Consider the following 19,650-nt stretch of genomic DNA (forward strand, 5'->3'; position numbering starts at 1 on the left):
CGTCGAGGCTTACAGGCCGGACATCTTCTTGATGGCGCCCATCAGGTCGTCGTCCGAGCAGTCGGCGCAGGTGCCTTTTGGCGGCATGGCGTTAAGGCCGGTGATTGCCTTGGCCAGGATACCGTCGAGACCACCCTGGTGGTCGGCACGTTCTTTCCAGGCGGCAGTGTCGCCGATCTTCGGCGCGCCCAAGAGGCCGCTGCCGTGACAGGCGTTACAGTGCTTGGCGATGATTTCGTCCGGGGTTTTGGCACCGCCGCCACCTGCGGAGGCAGCGACTTCCATCCCCTTGCATTCCTGACCCTGTACACACACCTGGCCAACCGGTTCCAGTCGTTTGGCGATGTCGTCGTTGGTCGCAGCTTGTGCGCTGACTGCCCAAAGGGCCAATACGGCAGCTGGTACGGCCAGCATTTTCTTGATTAGATTCACACGTACACCCTCATGGTGGCTAGTCACGCCCGCGGCCACGGTTTCGCAGGCGGCGCAAGTATAACGGGAACCCTGCCTCACCGAAACAACCCTAGAGTCCAAAGGGTCTTAGCCGCGACAATCCGCCGCGTGCTGCACCTTAGAAGTTGGCCGGTGTCGCTGCGCTGATCAAACGGGCCGGCTCGTCGTACGGATTGCGAAAGCGGTGCGGCTTGGTACTTTCAAAATAGTAGCTGTCGCCCGCTTCGAGGATAAAAGTTTCAAGCCCCACCACCAGTTCCAGGCGGCCTTCGAGCAGGATGCCGGTCTCTTCACCGTCGTGGGTGAGCATCTCTTCGCCGGTATCGGCACCCGGTGGGTAGACTTCGTTGAGAAAGGCGATAGCCCGACTCGGATGCGCCTTGCCGACCAATTTCATGGTCACTGCGCCGTCGGAGATATCGATCAGCTCGTGGGCCTTGTACACGATTTGCGTGGGATTTTCCGGTTGCAGCTCTTCGGAAAAGAACTCGACCATGGACATCGGAATACCGCCCAGCACCTTGCGCAGCGAACTGATCGAAGGGCTGACACTGTTCTTCTCGATCATCGAGATGGTGCTGTTGGTTACGCCCGCCCGTTTGGCGAGTTCACGCTGAGACAGGCCCTTGAGCTTGCGAATGGCTTGCAGTCGTTCACCGACGTCCAATGCTGGAGCCCTCCTAAACGAACGAGTGGGGTCGAAATTGAACGTTATCATGGCAACAGCGTTCAGTATTTACAACACTTCGACCCGCAGCCTGTCCGCTTTGGCGCCTCAATCGCCGATATAGTCCAATGGCACGCGCTTGAGGTTGCAGAAGATCTGGTAAGGGATCATTCCGGCCTGCATGGCCAAATCACTGGCCAATACATTCTTGCCCCACAGCTCCACTGGGCTGCCGACACCGGCGTCCGGCACATCGGTCAGGTCAATGCAGAGCATGTCCATCGACACCCGGCCGATCAGTTGGCTGCGCTTGCCGGCCACCAGTACAGGTGTACCCGTCGGCGCCTGGCGTGGGTAACCGTCGGCATAACCCATGGCAACCACACCCACCCGGGTGGGGCGCGGGCTGATGAATCTGGCGCCGTAGCCCACCGGCTCACCGGCCGGCAACTCGCGCACGCTGATCACCCGCGATTGCAGGGTCATCACCGGCTGCAGGCGCGCCGCATCGGCCTGGGGTACTTCGAACGGGGTGGCGCCGTAGAGCATGATGCCTGGGCGCACCCAGTCACTGGGAATGTTCGGCCAGCCGAGCACGGCCGGCGAGTTGCGCAGACTGACTTCGGCACTCAGGCCCTGACGAGCAGCCTGGAACACCGCCACCTGGTCGGCGCTGGCAGCGCTGTCGAGTTCGTCGGCGCGAGCGAAGTGGCTCATCAGCACGATGCGGGTCACCTTGCCGCTGGCCAACAGGCGCTGGTAGGCGCCCTGGTAGTCCTTCGGATGCAGTCCAACCCGGTGCATGCCGGTGTCCATTTTCAGCCACACGGTGATCGGTTTGTTGATCCGGGCTTGCTCGATTGCCTCCAGTTGCCACAGCGAATGCACCACACACCACAAGTCGTGCCGGGTGATCAGCTCCAGTTCGCTGGCTTCGAAAAAGCCTTCGAGCAGCAACACCGGCGCCTTGATCCCGGCAGCCCGCAGTTCCAGCGCTTCCTCGATGCAGGCCACGGCGAAACCATCGGCCTGTTGCTCCAGCGCCAGGGCGCAGCGCACGGCACCGTGGCCATAGGCATCGGCCTTGATCACGGCCAGGGCTTTGGCACCGGACAATTCGCGGGCCAGTTGATAGTTGTGACGCAGGGCTTGGAGGTCGATCAGGGCACGGGCGGGACGCATGGCGGCAGCCTTCTGGGCAGTCTGGTTAGAAGTAAAAAACCCGGTGCACAACTACAGCTTGTGGGCCGCCAGCGGCACCGGGTGAGGGATTGCGGGTTACGGCAATGCAGCGACCACCGACAGCTCAACGAGGATTTCCGGCTCGCACAATTTGGCTTCGACGGTGGCACGGGCCGGTGCGACGCCTTTGGGCAGCCACTTGTCCCACACCGCGTTCATGCCCTGGAAATCGGCATCGATGTCCTTGAGGTAGATGGTCACCGACAGCAGGCGGCTTTTGTCGGTGCCTGCCAGGTCCAGCAGGCGCTCGATGTTGGCCAGGGTTTCACGGGTCTGCTGTTCGATGCCGGCATTCATGTCGTCACCCACCTGGCCCGCCAGGTAGACGGTGCCGTTGTGGGTAACGATCTGGCTCATACGCTCATTGGTGAGCTGGCGCTGGACTGGCATGCTTAGCAGACTCCTGGTGTTTTCCATAACGCGAAATATCGAGGCCTTCGGCGCTGATTTGCGGCTTTTTGCGCGCCATCAGGTCAGCCAGCAGGCGACCGGAACCGCAAGCCATGGTCCAACCCAGCGTACCGTGGCCGGTGTTGAGGAACAGGTTGCGGAACGGCGTGGCGCCCACGATCGGCGTACCGTCCGGGGTGGTCGGACGCAAGCCGGTCCAGAAGCTGGCCTGGCTCAGGTCGCCGCCGCGAGGATAAAGGTCGTTGACGATCATCTCCAGGGTTTCACGTCGACGCGGGTTCAGCGACAGGTCAAAACCGGCAATCTCGGCCATGCCGCCAACGCGAATGCGGTTGTCGAAACGGGTGATCGCGACCTTGTAGGTTTCATCGAGAATGGTCGAGGTCGGTGCCATGGCCGGGTCGGTGATCGGCACGGTCAGCGAGTAACCTTTGAGCGGGTAGACCGGTGCGCGAATGCCCAGTGGCTTGAGCATTTGCGGCGAGTAGCTGCCCAGCGCCAACACGTAGCGGTCGGCGGTCTCCAGCTTGCCATCGATCCACACACCATTGATGCGATCACCTGCGAAGTCCAGGCGCTGAATGTCCTGGCCGAAGCGGAACTCGACGCCCAGTTTGATTGCCATTTCCGCCAGGCGCGTGGTGAACAGCTGGCAGTCGCCGGTCTGGTCGTTAGGCAGACGCAACGCGCCGGCCAGAATGTCGGTAACGTTGGCCAGCGCAGGTTCGACGCGGGCGATGCCGTCGCGGTCGAGCAGCTCGTAAGGCACACCGGATTGCTCCAGAACAGCGATGTCCTTGGCAGCATTGTCCAGTTGCGCCTGGGTACGAAACAGCTGGGTGGTACCCAGGGTGCGACCTTCGTAGGCGATGCCGGTTTCGGCGCGCAGTTCGTCGAGGCAGTCACGGCTGTACTCGGACAGACGTACCATGCGCTCCTTGTTCACGGCATAGCGGCTGGCAGTGCAGTTGCGCAGCATTTGCGCCATCCACAGGTATTGATCAACATCGGCGGTGGCCTTGATGGCCAGGGGCGCATGGCGCTCAAGCAGCCACTTGATGGCCTTCAGAGGCACGCCCGGCGCAGCCCAGGGCGAGGCATAGCCTGGCGAGACCTGGCCGGCGTTGGCAAAGCTGGTTTCCATGGCAACTGCTGGCTGACGGTCGACCACGACCACTTCGTATCCCTGCCGTGCCAAATAGTAAGCACTGGCGGTTCCGATCACACCGCTACCAAGTACCAGAACTCGCATGTTGATTACCCTCGACGCAGCGTACCGCTGACATTTGTTGTTAATGGCGTAGATGGGCGCAGTATAGGAAGGTATGGGCAGTGCTTTTCACTATATAAAAGCCTATATTTGGCGAGAATTCTCGGCAAGGTTGGCTTTTACGGAGGGGCATCCACTATGAGAACCCAGCACCAAAGCAAGCGTGAACTGGACAAGATCGACCGCAATATCCTGCGTATCCTGCAGGCGGATGGGCGTATTTCATTCACTGAACTGGGTGAGAAAGTCGGCCTCTCGACCACGCCCTGCACCGAGCGGGTGCGGCGCCTGGAGCGCGAAGGGATCATCATGGGCTACAACGCCCGGCTCAACCCGCAGCACCTGAAGGGCAGCCTGCTGGTGTTCGTCGAGATCAGCCTGGACTACAAGTCGGGCGATACATTCGAGGAGTTTCGCCGCGCCGTCCTCAAGCTCCCCCATGTGCTGGAGTGCCACCTGGTCTCGGGCGACTTCGACTATCTGGTCAAGGCGCGGATCTCGGAGATGGCCTCCTACCGCAAGCTGCTGGGCGACATCCTGCTCAAGCTGCCGCACGTGCGCGAATCCAAGAGCTACATCGTCATGGAAGAGGTGAAAGAGAGCCTCAACCTGCCCATTCCAGACTGAGCCTCAGACCAGCACCTGGCGGGTGCTGGCGATGTACTGGTGCACCAGTTTCTCGGCCTGGGGATCAATCATTTGCGCTGGCCCACGACCATTGGGGCATGGCAGGCGCGGGCTAGTACCGAACAGCCGGCAGATCAGCGGCCGCTCTTCATACACCGTGCAGCCTTCGGGCCCCAGGTGTACGCAGTTCAGTTCGTTGAGGGCGGCCTCCTGCTCGGCAGCGCTCTTGCGCGGCAGGCGGGCCATTTCCTCGGACGACGTGGTCACCGGCCCGCAGCAGTCGTGACAGCCCGGGATACACTCGAAGGACGGGATCTGGTCGCGCAGGAAACGGATCTTGTGGCTATTGCAACTCATGGCGGCCTGCGGCGAAGAAGGGGAAAGACGCTATTTTGCCCCATGGTTGCCCGGTGCCGAAAGCGCAGCTTATCCTGCGTCAATTTTTCTAAACATATCAATCAGGACTCATGCATGAGCGCCCCTGTTCAACAGCCCACTTCCCACACCGCTTCGTACTATGCAGCCAGCAGCCTGCCGCAGCCGGAATATCCGCCGTTGCAGGGCGAGTTGACTTGCGATGTCTGCGTGGTGGGCGGTGGCTTTTCCGGGTTGAACACGGCCATCGAACTGGCTGAACGCGGCCTGAGCGTGATCGTTCTGGAAGCGCGCAAGATGGGTTGGGGCGCCAGCGGACGCAATGGCGGCCAGCTGATTCGTGGTGTTGGCCATGGCCTGGATCAGTTCGCCTCGATCCTGGGGAACGAGGGCGTTCGTCAACTCAAGTTGATGGGGCTGGAAGCCGTGGACATCGTTCGCGAGCGCATCGAGCGCCACAACATTGCCTGCGACCTGACCTGGGGCTACTGCGACCTGGCCAACAAGCCACGCGACCTGGAAGGCTTCGCCGAGGATGCCGAGGAACTGCGCAGCCTGGGCTATCGCCATGAGCTGCGCCTGGTTCAGCCTGAGCAGATGCACACGGTAGTCGGCTCCGACCAGTATGTGGGCGGCCTGATCGACATGGGCTCTGGCCACCTGCATCCACTGAACCTGGCCCTGGGTGAAGCGGCCGTCGCCAGCCAGCTGGGCGTCACGTTGTTCGAGCAATCGGCGGTGACGCGCATCGACTACGGCCCGCAGGTGCGCGTACACACCGCCAGCGGCTCAGTACGCGCCAATACCCTGGTGCTGGGCTGCAATGCCTACCTCAATGACCTGAACCCCACACTCGGCGGCAAGGTGCTGCCGGCGGGCAGCTATATCATCGCCACCGAGCCACTGAGCGACGCCAAGGCACGGACACTGTTGCCGCAGAACATGGCCGTGTGCGACCAGCGAGTGGCCCTGGACTATTACCGCCTGTCGGCTGACCGGCGCCTGCTGTTCGGCGGCGCCTGCCATTACTCCGGCCGCGACCCGCAAGACATTGCCGCCTACATGCGCCCGAAAATGCTCAAGGTGTTCCCGCAACTGGCCGATGTACGCATCGACTACCAGTGGGGCGGCATGATCGGTATCGGTGCCAATCGCCTGCCGCAGATTGGCCGCCTGCCCGACCAGCCGAATGTGTATTTCGCCCAGGCCTATTCCGGCCATGGGCTCAACGCGACTCACCTGGCCGGCAAACTGCTCGGCGAGGCCATCAGCGGCCAGCAAAGCGGACGCTTCGATCTGTTCGCCCAGGTACCACACATCACGTTTCCAGGCGGCAAGCACCTGCGCTCGCCGCTGCTGGCCCTGGGCATGCTCTGGCACCGCCTCAAAGAGCTGGTCTAGCCCCGCCAGAAGGGCTTCAGCCCTTCTGCGCGGGCCTGCGTCGCACTCAGCCCGATATCACGCAACTGCTCGGGCGTCAGTTGCAGCAGCGCACGGCGGCTGTTCCAACGGTGCGCCATCAACCCCCAACGTCCGAGCCCGGCCGGCGCATTCACCAACTGCACCGACTGTTCCTGACCCAGTTCTTCGGCGTGCAAACTCAGGCGCACATCGCTCATACCGCTCATTGCTTGATTCCTCCGGGGTGGGATAACCGCAGGAAAAGCATGCGCGCATGGACGAAAGCATTACAGATTCAATACAGCGCTATTATTTCCATACAGAATTGGCAAATTTCCTACTGAATGCTGTATTTTTTCAGCAACTGTATCGGTCACCAGTCGAAACGTGGCGCGGGAGTATGCAATGACCCTCTACATCAATCTTGCCGAGCTGCTCAGCACCCGCATCGAACAAGGCTTGTACCGCCCCGGCGACCGCCTGCCCTCGGTACGCGCCCTGAGCGTGGAGCACGGGGTCAGCCTGAGTACGGTGCAACAAGCCTATCGCCTGCTGGAAGACAACGGCCTGGCCGCACCACGACCGAAATCCGGCTATTTCGTGCCCACTGACCGCAGCCTGCCGGCCCTGCCCGATGTCAGTCGCCCGGCACAGCGCCCGGTGGAAATCTCCCAGTGGGAGCAGGTCATCGAACTGGTCCGCAGCGTGCCGAACAAGGACGTCGTGCAACTGGGACGCGGCATGCCGGATATCGACAGCCCGACGCTCAAGCCCTTGCTACGCAGCCTGGCCCAGCTCAGCCGGCGCCAGGACATGCCCGGGCTGTACTACGACACGATCACCGGCACCCAGGCGCTGCGCGAGCAGATCGCCCGGCTGATGCTCGACTCCGGGTGTACCGTCAGCCCTGAGGACCTGGTGGTGACCACCGGTTGCCACGAAGCCCTGTCGGCCAGCATCCGTGCGGTGTGCCAGCCTGGCGACATCGTCGCGGTGGACTCCCCCAGCTTTCACGGCGCCATGCAGACCCTCAAGGGCCTGGGCATGAAGGCCCTGGAGATTCCCACCGACCCGATCACCGGCATCAGCCTCGAAGCCCTGGAGCTGGCCTTGGAGCAATGGCCGATCAAGCTCATCCAGATCACCCCCAGTTGCAACAACCCGATGGGCTACATCATGCCCGAGGCTCGCAAGAAGGCCTTGCTGACCCTGGCCCAGCGCTTCGATGTGGCGATCCTGGAAGATGATGTGTATGGCGACCTGGCCTATACCTACCCTCGCCCGCGCACCATCAAGTCGTTCGACGAAGACGGCCGTGTACTGTTGTGCAGCTCGTTCTCCAAGACCCTGGCACCTGGCCTGCGCATCGGCTGGGTCGCCCCGGGACGCTACCTTGAGCGGGTGCTGCACATGAAGTACATCAGCACCGGCTGCACGGCCACGCAACCGCAGCTGGCGATTGCCGACTTCATCGAAGGGGGCCACTACCAACCGCACCTGCGGCGCATGCGCAGCCAGTATCAACGCGGCCGCGATCAGATGAGCGACTGGGTTACCCGCTACTTTCCGCCCGGCACCCGTGCCAGCCGTCCGCAAGGTGGTTTCATGCTGTGGGTGGAGTTGCCGGAAAGCTTCGACACGCTGCGCCTGAACCGGGCGCTGCTCGGGCAAGGTGTACAGATCGCCGTAGGCAGTATTTTTTCCGCCTCGGGCAAGTACCGCAACTGCCTGAGGATGAACTTCGCCGCACGCCCGACCCAGGAGATCGAAGCAGCCGTACGCAAGGTTGGCGAGACCGCCATTCGTCTACTGGCTGAAGACGACAGCGGCGGGTAACTTTCCGCCGCCGCTCGCGGTCCAACCCCATAAGCCTTCGTCGTTAAGGACTCATCGCCTTGAGAAACCCGCGTGCGCTACCCGTGATGCTGTCGCTGATGCTCGGCCTGGGTGGTTGCGCCACGGTCAGTCAGCCGCACGAAGTGACGCAGGCGCTGCCCGCTGGCGACTCGGCCTTCGGTCGCTCGGTGCAGCGCCAGGCTTCAGCCTATGAGGGGCGTTCCGGCTTTCGCCTGCTACCCAACAGCAACGAGGCTTTTCGTGCCCGCGCCGAGCTCATCCGCAACGCCCAATCGAGCATCGACCTGCAGTACTACATCGTCCATGACGGCCTGAGCACCCGCGCGCTGGTACATGAACTGCTACTGGCCGCCGACCGTGGCGTGCGCGTGCGCATCCTGCTTGACGACACCACCAGCGATGGCCTCGATGTTCAGATGGCCACCCTCGCCGCCCACCCCAACATCCACATCCGCGTATTCAATCCCTTGCGCCTTGGGCGCAGCACTGGCCCGACCCGGGCCGTGGGCCGCTTGTTCAATCTCAATCTGCAGCACCGGCGCATGCACAACAAACTGTGGCTGGTGGACAACAGCATGGCGATTGTCGGCGGGCGCAACCTGGGCGATGAGTACTTCGATGCCGAACCCAACCTGAACTTCACCGACATCGACCTGCTCGGCGTCGGCCCGGTGGCCGAGCAGCTGGGGCACAGCTTTGACCAGTACTGGAACAGCGCATTGAGCAAGCCAATCGGCGACTTTCTCCTGACCCAGCCCGACGCCAGCGACCTGCGGGCCAGCCGCCAGCGCCTGGAGGCCTACCTCGCCGACGCCAGGATCAAGCGCAAGCCCCTGTACGACCGCTTGATGGCCTACCAGACTCAACCGCGCCTGGACGTGTGGCGCAACGAGTTGATCTGGGCTCACAACCAGGCGCTCTGGGACGCACCGAGCAAGGTACTGGCCAGCGACGAACCCGACCCGCAGCTGCTGATGACGCAGCAGTTGGCCCCGGAGATGAACGGCGTGCAGCACGAACTGATCATGATCTCGGCCTACTTCGTCCCCGGCGAGCCCGGCCTGCTGTACCTCACCAGCCGCGCCGATGCCGGCGTGTCGGTCAAGTTACTGACCAACTCCCTGGAAGCCACTGACGTACCGGCGGTTCATGGCGGCTATGCCCCCTACCGCCGGGCATTGCTGGAGCATGGCGTACATCTGTATGAACTGCGCCGCCAGCCCGGCGACCCCAGCGCCAATCGGGGATTGCGGCTGTATGGCAGCTCCGACTCCAGCTTGCACAGCAAGGCAATCATCTTCGACCGGCGCAAGACCTTCATCGGCTCGTTCAACTTTGACCCGCGCTCAGTGCTGTGGAACACCGAAGTAGGCATTCTGGTCGACAGCCAGGAACTGGCCGAGTACGCCCGCGAGCTCGCGGTCCAGGGTATGTCCCCGGCGTTGAGCTACCAACCGCAACTGGTGAACGACAAGATTGTCTGGGTCACTGAAGACAACCACCACCTGCATACACTCACCACCGAGCCCGGCGGGCTGTGGCGACGCTTCAACGCCTGGGTCAGCAAGGCCGTGGGCCTGGAACGAATGCTCTAGGCCGACGCCGGTTCGAAGGCATTCGGTCGTCGCGCCAGCAGCACCAGGCCGGCAGCGCCAGCCGCCATCAGCAACGGCAAGGCATGCCCACTGACCCACTGACTGCCCGCCCCCGCCGCCAGCGGCCCTATCAGGCAACCAATCCCCCACAATTGCGCCACATGGGCGTTGGCGCGCACCAGCGCATCGTCGCGGTAGCGCTCGCCGATCAGCACCAGCGACAAGGTGAACAGGCCGCCAGCACTGGCGCCGAACAAGACCCATAGCGGCCAGATCATCCAGGTCTGCATGAACAGCGGAATGGCCAGGCTCGAGAGCAGCAGGGTCAGCGCGCAGCCGCTGAACAGGGTGCGCCGCGACATACGATCGGCCAAGGCGCCGATGGGCAGTTGCAGCAGCGCGTCGCCCACCACCACCGTGCTGACCATGAACAAGGCCAGTTCGGTGCTGAAGCCTTGTTGCAGGCAATAGACCGGCAGCAGGGTCAGGATCATCGCCTCGAACGCGGCAAACAGGGCAATGGCCCAGGCAATCACCGGCAAGCGCCGGCAAAAGCCGATCAGGTCGTTGAAGGTGACACTGCAGGACTCCGAAACCGGCGCCCCACTGCGCCCCAGCAGCACCAGTGGTGCCACCAGTAACAGACCAGCTCCCACCCAGAAACCGAGGTCATCCTCCGACCCCACCACCCCAAGCAGCAGCGGGCCGGCCAACTGGCTCAAGGCATAGGTGCTGCCGTACAGCGCCACCAGCCGGCCGCGCCATTGCTCGACCACCAACTGGTTGATCCAACTTTCGCCCAGAATGAAAACAATCGTCAGGATCACGCCGATCAGCAGGCGCAGTACCAGCCATATCGGGTAACTGGGCAACAGTGCCAGCAAACCGATCGACAATGCCCCGGCCCACAAGCACAGGCGCATCAGCCCGGGCGTACCGAACCGGGCAGCAAGACGGCTGGATACTTTGGCGCCGACCAGCACTCCGATAGCCGGCATCGCCGCCATCACACCAATGGCAAAGCTGCCATAACCCCAGCCCTCCAGGCGCAGGGACACCAGCGGCATGCTGACTCCCAGTGCAAGGCCGACACTGAGCACCGCCGAGAGCACGGCGAAATAAGTACCCCAACGCATTGCAGCCTCCCAGGCTGTGGTGATAGAGCAGAAACAACACAGCCGGACCTGCATCGAGCAAGGTCCGGCTGTGTACGGGATCGAACGGCTGTGGTTACAGCTTGATCCAGGTCGCCTTCAGCTCGGTGTACTTGTCCAGCGCGTGCAGCGACTTGTCACGGCCGTTGCCCGACTGCTTGAAGCCACCGAACGGTGCGGTCATGTCGCCGCCGTCGTACTGGTTGACCCAGACGCTACCAGCACGCAGGGCCTTGGCGGTCAGGTGAGCCTTGGAGATATCGGCCGTCCACACACCGGCGGCCAGGCCGTACGGGGTGTCGTTGGCGATATTGATCGCTTCTTCGACGGTGTCGAAGGTAATCACCGACAGTACCGGGCCGAAGATTTCTTCCTGGGCAATCTTCATGGCGTTGGTCACGCCGTCGAAGATGGTCGGCTCGACGTAGGTACCGCCAGTCTCTTCGAGAATACGCTTGCCACCCACCAGCAGCTTGGCGCCGTCACTATGACCCGCATCGATGTACGACAGCACGGTGTTCATCTGCTGGGTATCGACCAGCGCCCCCACGGTGGTTGCCGGGTCCAGCGGGTTGCCAGGTTTCCAGGCCTTGAGGGCTTCGAGTACCAGGGGCAGGAACTTGTCCTTGATCGAACGCTCCACCAGCAGGCGCGAACCGGCGGTGCACACTTCGCCCTGGTTGAAGGCAATGGCACTGGCGGCAGCTTCAGCAGCAGCATTCAGGTCCGGTGCGTCGGCGAAGACGATGTTCGGGCTCTTGCCGCCGGCTTCCAGCCAGACGCGCTTCATGTTCGACTCACCGGCGTAGATCATCAACTGCTTGGCGATCTTGGTGGAACCGGTGAATACCAGGGTGTCCACATCCATATGCAGGGCCAGGGCCTTGCCGACGGTGTGGCCGTAGCCTGGCAGCACGTTGAGCACGCCTGCCGGGATACCGGCTTCGATAGCCAACTGGGCAATACGGATGGCCGTCAGCGGCGACTTTTCCGAAGGCTTTAGCACCACCGAGTTACCGGTGGCCAGGGCCGGGCCAAGTTTCCAGCACGCCATCAGCAGCGGGAAGTTCCACGGCACGATAGCGGCAACCACGCCCACCGGCTCACGGGTAACCAGACCGAGTTGATCGTGCGGGGTGGCCGCGACTTCGTCGTAGATCTTGTCGATGGCTTCGCCGTTCCAGCTCAGCGCCTGTGCCGCACCCGGAACGTCGATGTTCAGCGAGTCATTGATCGGCTTGCCCATGTCCAGGGTTTCCAGCAGTGCCAGCTCCTCGACGTTTGCGTTGAGCAGGGCGGCAAAGCGGATCATGGTGGCCTTGCGCTTGGCCGGGGCCAGGCGCGACCAGACACCAGAGGCGAAGGTAGCGCGGGCGTTTTCGACGGCACGCTGGGCGTCGGCGTCGTCACAGCTGGCAACCTGTGCCAGCAGGCGGCCATCGACCGGGCTGAGGCATTCGAAGGTCGCGCCGGAAACGGCGGCGGTATATTCACCGTTGATGAAGGCACGGCCCTCGATCTTCAGTTGCTGGGCACGCTGTTCCCAATCCGCACGAGTCAGGGTGGTCATACGAAACTCCTCCTCTTGTATTAAGGTGCAGTGCCGCACGAGGGATCAGGGCACTGTCAAAAATTCTGGCTGGGCGAGCTACGCGCACAGGCACCTGCCACCCTAAACCACTGGCGACCCAATTATCAATATATTTGACATAATCAGCCAAAACACCTACTGATGTTCATTTTATTAAACAAACAAGAGAGCTAGCCATGCGCATTGACCAGATCATCGACTTCGCTCAGGTCCTCACCGAGGCCGAGCGCTATCGTCCAGCCGCTGAAAAAGTGCTCAAGGGCGACCCTGAGCAGGCCGTCTACAACCACTATTCCAGCCCATGCGGTCAGTTTGCGGCGGGGGTTTGGGAAGGCGAGATTGGCCAGTGGACCGTCAATTACACCGAACACGAATACTGCGAGATCGTGCAGGGCGTTTCGGTGCTGCGCGATGAAAATGGTGGGGCGAAGACCTTGCGTGCCGGCGATCGGTTCGTGATTCCGGCGGGCTTCACAGGCACCTGGGAAGTGCTGGAGCCGTGCCGCAAGATCTATGTGATGTTCGAACAGAAATAATGAGCAGGAGCGGGCTTGCCCCACGATAGATTGTTTCACGAGAGAAGCCCGCGCCTACCGAGGTGCCAAAAAAAAGGGCCCGTATCCAGAGATACGGGCCCTTTTTTCGTCAGCCGGATCAATTACTTGATCTTGGCTTCCTTGTAGATCACGTGCTTGCGAACAACCGGATCGAATTTTTTGATTTCGATTTTGTCCGGAGTGGTGCGCTTGTTCTTGTCGGTGGTGTAGAAGTGGCCGGTATTAGCGGTCGACACCAGACGGATCAATTCACGCATGATTCTCTCCCTTAGACCTTGGCGCCGTTACGGCGAATGTCGACCAGAACGGCATCAATGCCGCGCTTGTCGATGATGCGCATGCCTTTGGCAGATACGCGCAGACGCACGAAACGCTTCTCGGACTCGACCCAGAAGCGATGATGCTGCAGGTTCGGCAGGAAACGACGACGGGTTTTGTTGTTTGCGTGGGAAATGTTATTCCCGGTTACCGGACCCTTACCGGTAACTTGACAGACTCTCGACATGCCTCAGCCCTCTAAAACCACATGCCCAACCCGGCATGGGTTGGCCGCTTAATCTCTCAGTCTTTGGCGCCAGGCGCCGTGTTTCTTCAGGGTCTTATCGACTCAATCAGCAGATGCGACAAGCCGAGCCCCTAGAAAAGAGCGCTGCTTTATACCAGAAAGACCAAAGCACAACAACAGAAGATGTGCTTTGACTTGATGATGGAGACGCGGGAGCAGCATAACGACTGGCCCGGCAAGGTGTCGACCACTCGTCGCACGAATGGCAAAAAAGGATATGGTCATTTGTGAGCCAGCGCACTAGGGTAGGACGTTTCCAGACTGCACTGGCAGATGGGCCAACGATCAGCCAAGGAATCCCCCATGCGCGCTGCCGCTCTACCCCTGTTGTTCGCCACCCTGCTCGGCCCGGCTTTCGCCCAGGCGGCTGCGCTGAGTGTGTGCACCGAGGCCAGTCCTGAAGGCTTTGATGTGGTTCAGTACAATTCACTGACTACCACCAACGCCTCGGCTGATGTCTTGATGAACCGCCTGGTCGAATTCGATGCCGTCCAGGGCAAGGTCGTACCCAGCCTGGCCGAGCGCTGGACAGTTTCGCCAGACGGCCTGGTCTACGAATTCAAGTTGCGCCCGGAGGTCAAGTTTCACAGCACTGGTTACTTCAAGCCAGGCCGCAGCCTGAACGCCGACGACGTGCTGTTCAGCTTCCAACGCATGATTTACCCGGCCCACTCCTGGCACAAGATCGCCCAGAGTGGCTATCCCCATGCCCAGTCACTGCAGTTGCCGGAGCTGATCAAACACATCGAGGCACCAGAGCCGCTGACGGTGCGTTTTACCCTCAATCATGCCGACGCGACCTTCCTGCCGACCCTGAGCATGGGTTTCGCTTCGATCTACTCGGCCGAATATGCGGACCAGTTGCTCAAGGCCGGCACCCCGGAAAAACTCAATAGCCAACCGATCGGCACCGGTCCATTCGTGTTCAACCGCTTCCAGAAGGATGCGGTGATTCGCTACCGGGCCAACCCGGATTACTTTGACGGCAAGCCGGCGGTCGACCCGCTGATCTATGCCATCACTCCGGATGCCAACGTGCGCCTGCAGAAGCTCAAGCGCAACGAGTGCCAGATCGCCTTGTCACCCAAGCCGCTGGACATTGCCGCGGCCAAAGATGATGCGGCCTTGAAGGTCGAAAAGACCGAAGCCTTCATGACCGCGTTCCTGGCCATCAACAGTCAGCATGCGCCACTGGACAAAGTTGAGGTCAGGCAAGCCATCAACCTGGCTTTCGACAAGGCCAGCTACCTCAAGGCCGTTTTTGAAGACACCGCCGTTGCTGCCAATGGCCCCTACCCGCCCAATACCTGGAGCTATGCCAAGGACCTGCCCGGCTACCCCACCAACCTCGACAAAGCCCGTGCCCTGCTGGAAAAGGCTGGTTTGAAGGACGGCTTCAGCACCACCATCTGGACCCGCCCGCAAGGCAGCCTGCTCAACCCCAACCCGAGCCTGGGCGCGCAATTGCTGCAGGCGGACCTGGCCAAAATTAGTATCAAGGCCGAAATTCGTGTCATTGAATGGGGTGAGCTGATTCGCCGGGCCAAGGCAGGCGAGCATGACCTGCTCTTCATGGGCTGGGCGGGCGACAATGGCGACCCGGATAACTTCCTCAGCCCGCAGTTCGCGTGCGCCGCGGTCAAGTCAGGGACCAACTTCGCCCGCTATTGCGACCCGCGCCTGGACCAGCTGATCAGTGCCGGCAAGACCACTACCGACCAAAGCGTGCGCAGCCGCCTGTACCAGCAAGCCCAGGCACTGATCCAGCAACAGGCACTGTGGTTGCCGCTGGCGCATCCGACGGCTGCGGCACTGATGCGCCAGGGCGTGGAGGGTTATCGGGTCAGCCCATTTGGCCGCCAGGACTTTGCCAAGGTCAGTACGACGCGCTGAACCACCCCTGCTCGACCATTGATAGCGGCTCACTGTCGCCAACGATGAAATGGTCGAGCAGCCGTACCTCGATCAATGCCAGTGCCTCCTTGAGGCGTAGCGTGAGGTTCACATCGGCCTGGCTCGGCTCCGATACGCCCGACGGATGGTTATGGCAGAGAATCACTGCCGCAGAATTGTGCGCCAGGGCACGCTTGACCACTTGCCGGGGATAAACGCTGGCACTGTCGATAGAGCCTCGAAACAGTGCTTCGAACCCCAGCAAACGGTGCTTGGTGTCGAGAAACAGGCAGGCAAATACTTCGTGTGGCTCATGGCGCAACTGGGCTTTGAAGTAGTCCTTTACCGCCGTGGGGCTTTCCAGTGCAGAACCACGCCGCAGTTGATCGGCCAGGTGGCGCCGGGACATTTCCATCACCGCCTGCAATTGCGCGAACTTGGCAGGGCCCAGGCCAAACTCCTTGTTGAAGCGGACGTCATCGGCTTCGAGCAACTCACGCAGGCCACCGAATTGCCTGAGCAGATGACGGGCCAGATCGACCGCGCTATAGCCCCTGGCGCCGGTGCGCAGGAATATCGCCAGCAGCTCGGCATCCGAAAGGCTTAACGCGCCTTGTTCCAGCAATTTCTCCCGCGGTCTCTCCGCCGCAGGCCAGTCCCTGATACTCATGCCTCACCTCCCTGTCTATCGGTTACTGCTCCTGTGTTACAGCCCTGTGCTACATTAGCCCCTCTTTTTTCCGCGACGATTCGGCCTGGGGAGGCGTCGTCGCCGCGTGCAATCACTGAGCAAAAGGCAAGCCTATGCAGCGGCTGTATCGTAAGCGCATCGTTCTCGGCGTCGGCGGCGGCATCGCCGCCTACAAGAGTGCCGAACTGGTTCGCCGACTCCTGGAACACGGCGCGCAGGTGCGTGTCGTCATGACCCGCGGCGGCGCTGAGTTCATCACGCCGCTGACCCTGCAGGCACTGTCCGGCCACCCGGTGCACATGGATCTATTGGACCCTGCTGCCGAAGCGGCGATGGGCCATATCGAACTGGCCAAGTGGGCTGACCTGGTGCTGATCGCCCCGGCCACTGCAGACCTGCTGGCCCGCCTGGCCCAGGGCGTGGCCGACGACCTGCTGACCACCCTGGTACTGGCCACCGACGCCACCGTGGCTGTCGCCCCGGCCATGAACCAGGCCATGTGGCGCGACCCGGCCACCCAGGCCAATCTCGATCTGCTGCAAAGTCGCAATATCAAGGTCTTTGGCCCGGCCTCCGGTAGCCAGGCCTGTGGCGATGTCGGCCTGGGCCGCATGCTCGAGGCCAACGACCTGGCCTGGTGCGCGGCGGAAAGCTTCCAGCGCCAGTCGCTGACCGGCAAACACATTGTGATCACCGCTGGCCCGACCCAGGAAAACATCGACCCGGTGCGCTACATCACCAACCATAGCTCCGGGAAAATGGGCTTCGCCCTGGCCGAAGCCGCCGTCGAGGCGGGCGCCAAGGTGACATTGATCAGCGGCCCGGTTCACTTGCCAACACCCGACCGGGCGTCGCGCATCGACGTTGTCAGTGCTCGCGACATGCTGGCCGCCTGTGAAGCGGCCATGCCCTGCGATATTTTCATCGCCTCAGCCGCGGTCGCAGACTACCGCCCTGAAGTGGTCGCGCCGCAAAAACTCAAGAAAGACCCTACGACAGGTGACGGCCTGCTGCTGCAGATGGTCCGTAACCCGGACATTCTCGCCACCATTGCCACCCGTCCCGATCGACCGTTCAGCGTCGGCTTTGCCGCCGAGACCGAACACCTACTCGATTACGCAGCGCGCAAGCTCAAGGACAAAAACCTCGACCTGATTGTCGCCAACGATGTGGCCAACCCCAGCATCGGCTTCAACAGCGAGGAAAACGCCTGCAGCGTGATCGATCGCCAGCTCCACGAAACACTCTTTGCACAAACCAGCAAGGGCAAGATCGCCCGCCAGCTGGTTGCTTTCATCGCCGAACGTCTCAACCAGGTTTAATTCTGCATGCACGCTCTACAAGCCAAGATTCTCGACCCACGCATCGGCAACGAATTCCCGCTGCCACAGTACGCTACACCCGGTTCGGCCGGCCTCGACCTGCGCGCCATGCTCAAGGAAGACACCCTCCTCGAGCCAGGCCAGACCCTACTGATCCCTACCGGCCTGTCGATCTACATCGGTGATCCAGGCCTTGCCGCCATGATCCTGCCGCGCTCAGGCCTGGGCCACAAACATGGCATCGTGCTGGGCAACCTGATAGGCCTGATCGACTCCGACTACCAGGGTGAACTGATGGTGTCGTGCTGGAACCGTGGCCAGACCCCTTTCACCATTGCCATCGGCGAGCGCATCGCACAACTGGTGTTGGTGCCCGTCGTACAGGCTCATTTCGACATTGTCGAAGCCTTCGACGAAAGCCAGCGTGGCGCTGGTGGCTTCGGCCATTCCGGCAGCCACTGATCCCTCGACTCATTACCTCGCGCCAAGGACGGCGAACTCTCTGGCGAAAACGTCGTCAAAGCGTTCAGTTTGAGCCTGCCCTGCACGCCCTCGATATTGGAGCTTCCCCAGAGATGAACGACATGGCACACCTGGTACCAGCACTTCCAGAAAGCATCTTCCGCGCCTACGACATTCGGGGCGTAGTCGGTGACACCCTGACCGCCGAAACCGCCTACTGGATCGGCCGCGCCATCGGCGCACAGACCCTCGCCCAGGGCGAACCCAACATTTCTGTCGGCCGTGACGGTCGCCTGTCCGGCCCGATGCTGGTCGAGCAACTGATCAAAGGCCTGGTCGAAGCCGGCTGCCTGGTCAGCGACGTCGGCCTGGTGCCGACCCCTGCCCTGTACTACGCCGCCAACGTGCTGGCCGGCAAGTCCGGGGTCATGCTCACCGGCAGCCACAACCCGCCGAACTACAATGGCTTCAAGATCGTCATCGCTGGCGACACCCTGGCCAACGAGCAGATCCAGGCCCTGCTGACTCGCCTGAAAACCAACGACCTGAGCCGTGGCGACGGCCGCGTGGAAAAAGTCGAGATCCTCGAACGCTACTTCCAGCAGATCACCGCTGACATCAAGCTGGCTAAGAAACTCAAGGTGGTCGTCGACTGCGGCAACGGCGCTGCCGGCGTGATTGCGCCGCAACTGATCGAAGCCCTGGGCTGCGAAATGATCCCGCTGTTCTGCGAAGTCGACGGCAACTTCCCGAATCATCACCCCGATCCGGGCAAGCCAGAGAACCTGGTGGACCTGATCGCCAAGGTCAAGCAAACCGGTGCTGACCTGGGCCTGGCCTTCGATGGCGACGGCGACCGCGTTGGTGTTGTGACCAACACTGGCAACATCGTCTACCCGGATCGCCTGCTGATGCTCTTTGCCCAGGATGTGCTTGAGCGCAACCCGGGCGCCGAAATCATCTTCGACGTCAAATGCACCCGTCGCCTGACGCCGCTGATCGAGCAATTCGGTGGCCGTGCGCTGATGTGGAAAACCGGTCATTCGTTGATCAAGAAGAAGATGAAGCAGACCGGTGCCTTGCTGGCCGGCGAAATGAGCGGCCACATCTTCATCAAAGAGCGCTGGTATGGTTTTGATGACGGCATCTACAGTGCCGCGCGCCTGCTGGAGATCCTCAGCAAGGCCAACACCGACGCCGAACAGCTGTTCGCTGCATTCCCGAACGATATTTCCACGCCGGAAATCAACATTGATGTGACCGACGAGGGTAAATTCAGCATCATTGATGCACTGCAACGCGAGGCCGATTGGGGCGATGACGCCAACCTGACCACCATTGACGGTGTGCGGGTCGACTACCCCAACGGCTGGGGCCTGGTACGCGCTTCCAACACCACACCAGTGCTGGTACTGCGCTTCGAGGCCGACAATGACGCCGAGCTGCAGCGAATCAAAGAGGTATTCCGCGCACAGCTCAAGCGCGTAGCCGCTGACCTGCAACCAACGTTCTGACCG

At 61.6% G+C, this 19,650-nt stretch carries 20 protein-coding genes and 1 pseudogene; 9 read left to right on the forward strand and 12 right to left on the reverse strand.

From position 1 onward, the window contains the following. Positions 1-9: 9 nt before the first annotated feature. The 5 genes from H621_RS0105665 to dadA form a co-directional block, all read right to left on the reverse strand. Positions 10-432, reverse strand: coding sequence for a c-type cytochrome (locus tag H621_RS0105665; RefSeq protein WP_028942436.1), 423 nt, complete (start codon positions 430-432; stop codon positions 10-12). Between the two features lie 139 nt (positions 433-571). Then, a complete protein-coding gene (locus H621_RS0105670) occupies positions 572-1,120 on the reverse strand; it encodes a cupin domain-containing protein (protein WP_028942437.1) in 549 nt (182 codons plus the stop codon). Between the two features lie 108 nt (positions 1,121-1,228). Beyond that, entirely contained in the window at positions 1,229-2,302 is a 1,074-nt protein-coding gene (gene alr, locus H621_RS0105675) for an alanine racemase (RefSeq protein WP_028942438.1), read from the reverse strand. 96 nt (positions 2,303-2,398) lie between these two features. Next, positions 2,399-2,752: a RidA family protein gene (locus tag H621_RS0105680; protein WP_028942439.1), complete on the reverse strand. Its 354-nt coding sequence runs from the start codon at positions 2,750-2,752 to the stop codon at positions 2,399-2,401. Beyond that, entirely contained in the window at positions 2,724-4,025 is a 1,302-nt protein-coding gene (dadA, locus tag H621_RS0105685; protein WP_028942440.1) for a D-amino acid dehydrogenase, read from the reverse strand. Before dadA ends, H621_RS0105680 begins: the two co-directional genes overlap by 29 nt. A 156-nt stretch (positions 4,026-4,181) precedes the next feature. Here dadA and dadR point away from each other — a divergent pair, with 156 nt between their 5' ends. After that, complete coding sequence (gene dadR / locus H621_RS0105690) at positions 4,182-4,670, forward strand: transcriptional regulator DadR (protein ID WP_008366790.1); 489 nt, start codon at positions 4,182-4,184, stop codon at positions 4,668-4,670. A gap of 3 nt (positions 4,671-4,673) precedes the next feature. On the opposite strand, the gene H621_RS0105695 is transcribed toward dadR, so the two are convergent. Further along, complete coding sequence (locus H621_RS0105695; protein WP_028942441.1) at positions 4,674-5,027, reverse strand: YkgJ family cysteine cluster protein; 354 nt, start codon at positions 5,025-5,027, stop codon at positions 4,674-4,676. A 114-nt stretch (positions 5,028-5,141) separates the two neighbouring features. On the opposite strand from H621_RS0105695, the gene H621_RS0105700 reads away from it, so the two are divergent. Further along, positions 5,142-6,446, forward strand: a complete 1,305-nt coding sequence (locus H621_RS0105700; RefSeq protein ID WP_028942442.1) for an NAD(P)/FAD-dependent oxidoreductase — start codon at positions 5,142-5,144, stop codon at positions 6,444-6,446. Here H621_RS0105700 and H621_RS0105705 read toward each other — a convergent pair. Then, on the reverse strand, positions 6,443-6,673 hold the full coding sequence (locus tag H621_RS0105705; RefSeq protein WP_028942443.1) for a DUF1127 domain-containing protein: 231 nt from the start codon (positions 6,671-6,673) through the stop codon (positions 6,443-6,445). The two genes, H621_RS0105700 and H621_RS0105705, sit on opposite strands and share 4 nt — an antisense overlap. A gap of 178 nt (positions 6,674-6,851) precedes the next feature. Between H621_RS0105705 and H621_RS0105710 the strand changes: the two genes are divergently transcribed. Together H621_RS0105710 and H621_RS0105715 are read left to right on the forward strand one after the other, a co-directional pair. Continuing rightward, a complete protein-coding gene (locus tag H621_RS0105710) occupies positions 6,852-8,282 on the forward strand; it encodes an aminotransferase-like domain-containing protein (RefSeq protein WP_028942444.1) in 1,431 nt (476 codons plus the stop codon). Between the two features lie 59 nt (positions 8,283-8,341). After that, a complete protein-coding gene (locus H621_RS0105715) occupies positions 8,342-9,898 on the forward strand; it encodes a phospholipase D family protein (RefSeq protein WP_028942445.1) in 1,557 nt (518 codons plus the stop codon). Here the strand turns inward: H621_RS0105715 and H621_RS0105720 are convergent. Continuing rightward, on the reverse strand, positions 9,895-11,034 hold the full coding sequence (locus H621_RS0105720) for an MFS transporter (RefSeq protein ID WP_028942446.1): 1,140 nt from the start codon (positions 11,032-11,034) through the stop codon (positions 9,895-9,897). The two genes, H621_RS0105715 and H621_RS0105720, sit on opposite strands and share 4 nt — an antisense overlap. A gap of 94 nt (positions 11,035-11,128) precedes the next feature. Further along, complete coding sequence (locus H621_RS0105725) at positions 11,129-12,622, reverse strand: aldehyde dehydrogenase (protein WP_028942447.1); 1,494 nt, start codon at positions 12,620-12,622, stop codon at positions 11,129-11,131. Positions 12,623-12,819: 197 nt separating this feature from the next. On the opposite strand from H621_RS0105725, the gene H621_RS0105730 reads away from it, so the two are divergent. Then, entirely contained in the window at positions 12,820-13,179 is a 360-nt protein-coding gene (locus H621_RS0105730; RefSeq protein WP_028942448.1) for a cupin domain-containing protein, read from the forward strand. 122 nt (positions 13,180-13,301) lie between these two features. On the opposite strand, the gene rpmG is transcribed toward H621_RS0105730, so the two are convergent. Both rpmG and rpmB read right to left on the reverse strand, forming a co-directional pair. After that, positions 13,302-13,457, reverse strand: coding sequence for a 50S ribosomal protein L33 (rpmG, locus tag H621_RS0105735; RefSeq protein ID WP_010225867.1), 156 nt, complete (start codon positions 13,455-13,457; stop codon positions 13,302-13,304). Between the two features lie 11 nt (positions 13,458-13,468). Further along, positions 13,469-13,705 carry a 50S ribosomal protein L28 gene (rpmB, locus tag H621_RS0105740; protein WP_010225868.1) on the reverse strand — a complete coding sequence of 79 codons (237 nt, stop codon included), beginning with the start codon at positions 13,703-13,705 and terminating at the stop codon, positions 13,469-13,471. Between the two features lie 363 nt (positions 13,706-14,068). Between rpmB and H621_RS0105745 the strand changes: the two genes are divergently transcribed. Next, positions 14,069-15,658: an ABC transporter substrate-binding protein gene (locus tag H621_RS0105745; protein WP_028942449.1), complete on the forward strand. Its 1,590-nt coding sequence runs from the start codon at positions 14,069-14,071 to the stop codon at positions 15,656-15,658. Here H621_RS0105745 and radC read toward each other — a convergent pair. After that, entirely contained in the window at positions 15,642-16,328 is a 687-nt protein-coding gene (gene radC / locus H621_RS0105750; protein WP_028942450.1) for a RadC family protein, read from the reverse strand. The genes H621_RS0105745 and radC overlap by 17 nt on opposite strands. 134 nt (positions 16,329-16,462) lie before the next feature. Here radC and coaBC point away from each other — a divergent pair, with 134 nt between their 5' ends. From coaBC to H621_RS0105765, 3 genes and pseudogenes are all read left to right on the forward strand, one after another. After that, positions 16,463-17,671 (forward strand): bifunctional phosphopantothenoylcysteine decarboxylase/phosphopantothenate--cysteine ligase CoaBC, encoded by a 1,209-nt coding sequence (gene coaBC, locus H621_RS0105755; RefSeq protein WP_028942451.1) that lies wholly within the window; start codon positions 16,463-16,465, stop codon positions 17,669-17,671. A 6-nt stretch (positions 17,672-17,677) separates the two neighbouring features. Continuing rightward, the gene (dut, locus tag H621_RS0105760; RefSeq protein ID WP_028942452.1) at positions 17,678-18,133 is read left to right on the forward strand and encodes a dUTP diphosphatase; all 456 of its coding nucleotides are present in this window, start codon (positions 17,678-17,680) and stop codon (positions 18,131-18,133) included. Between the two features lie 137 nt (positions 18,134-18,270). Further along, positions 18,271-19,647: pseudogene (locus H621_RS0105765) on the forward strand (phosphomannomutase/phosphoglucomutase); the annotation flags it as partial. Positions 19,648-19,650 lie beyond the last annotated feature (3 nt).

The organism is Pseudomonas vranovensis DSM 16006 (assembly GCF_000425805.1).
GTDB classification, from domain to species: Bacteria; Pseudomonadota; Gammaproteobacteria; order Pseudomonadales; family Pseudomonadaceae; genus Aquipseudomonas; species Aquipseudomonas vranovensis.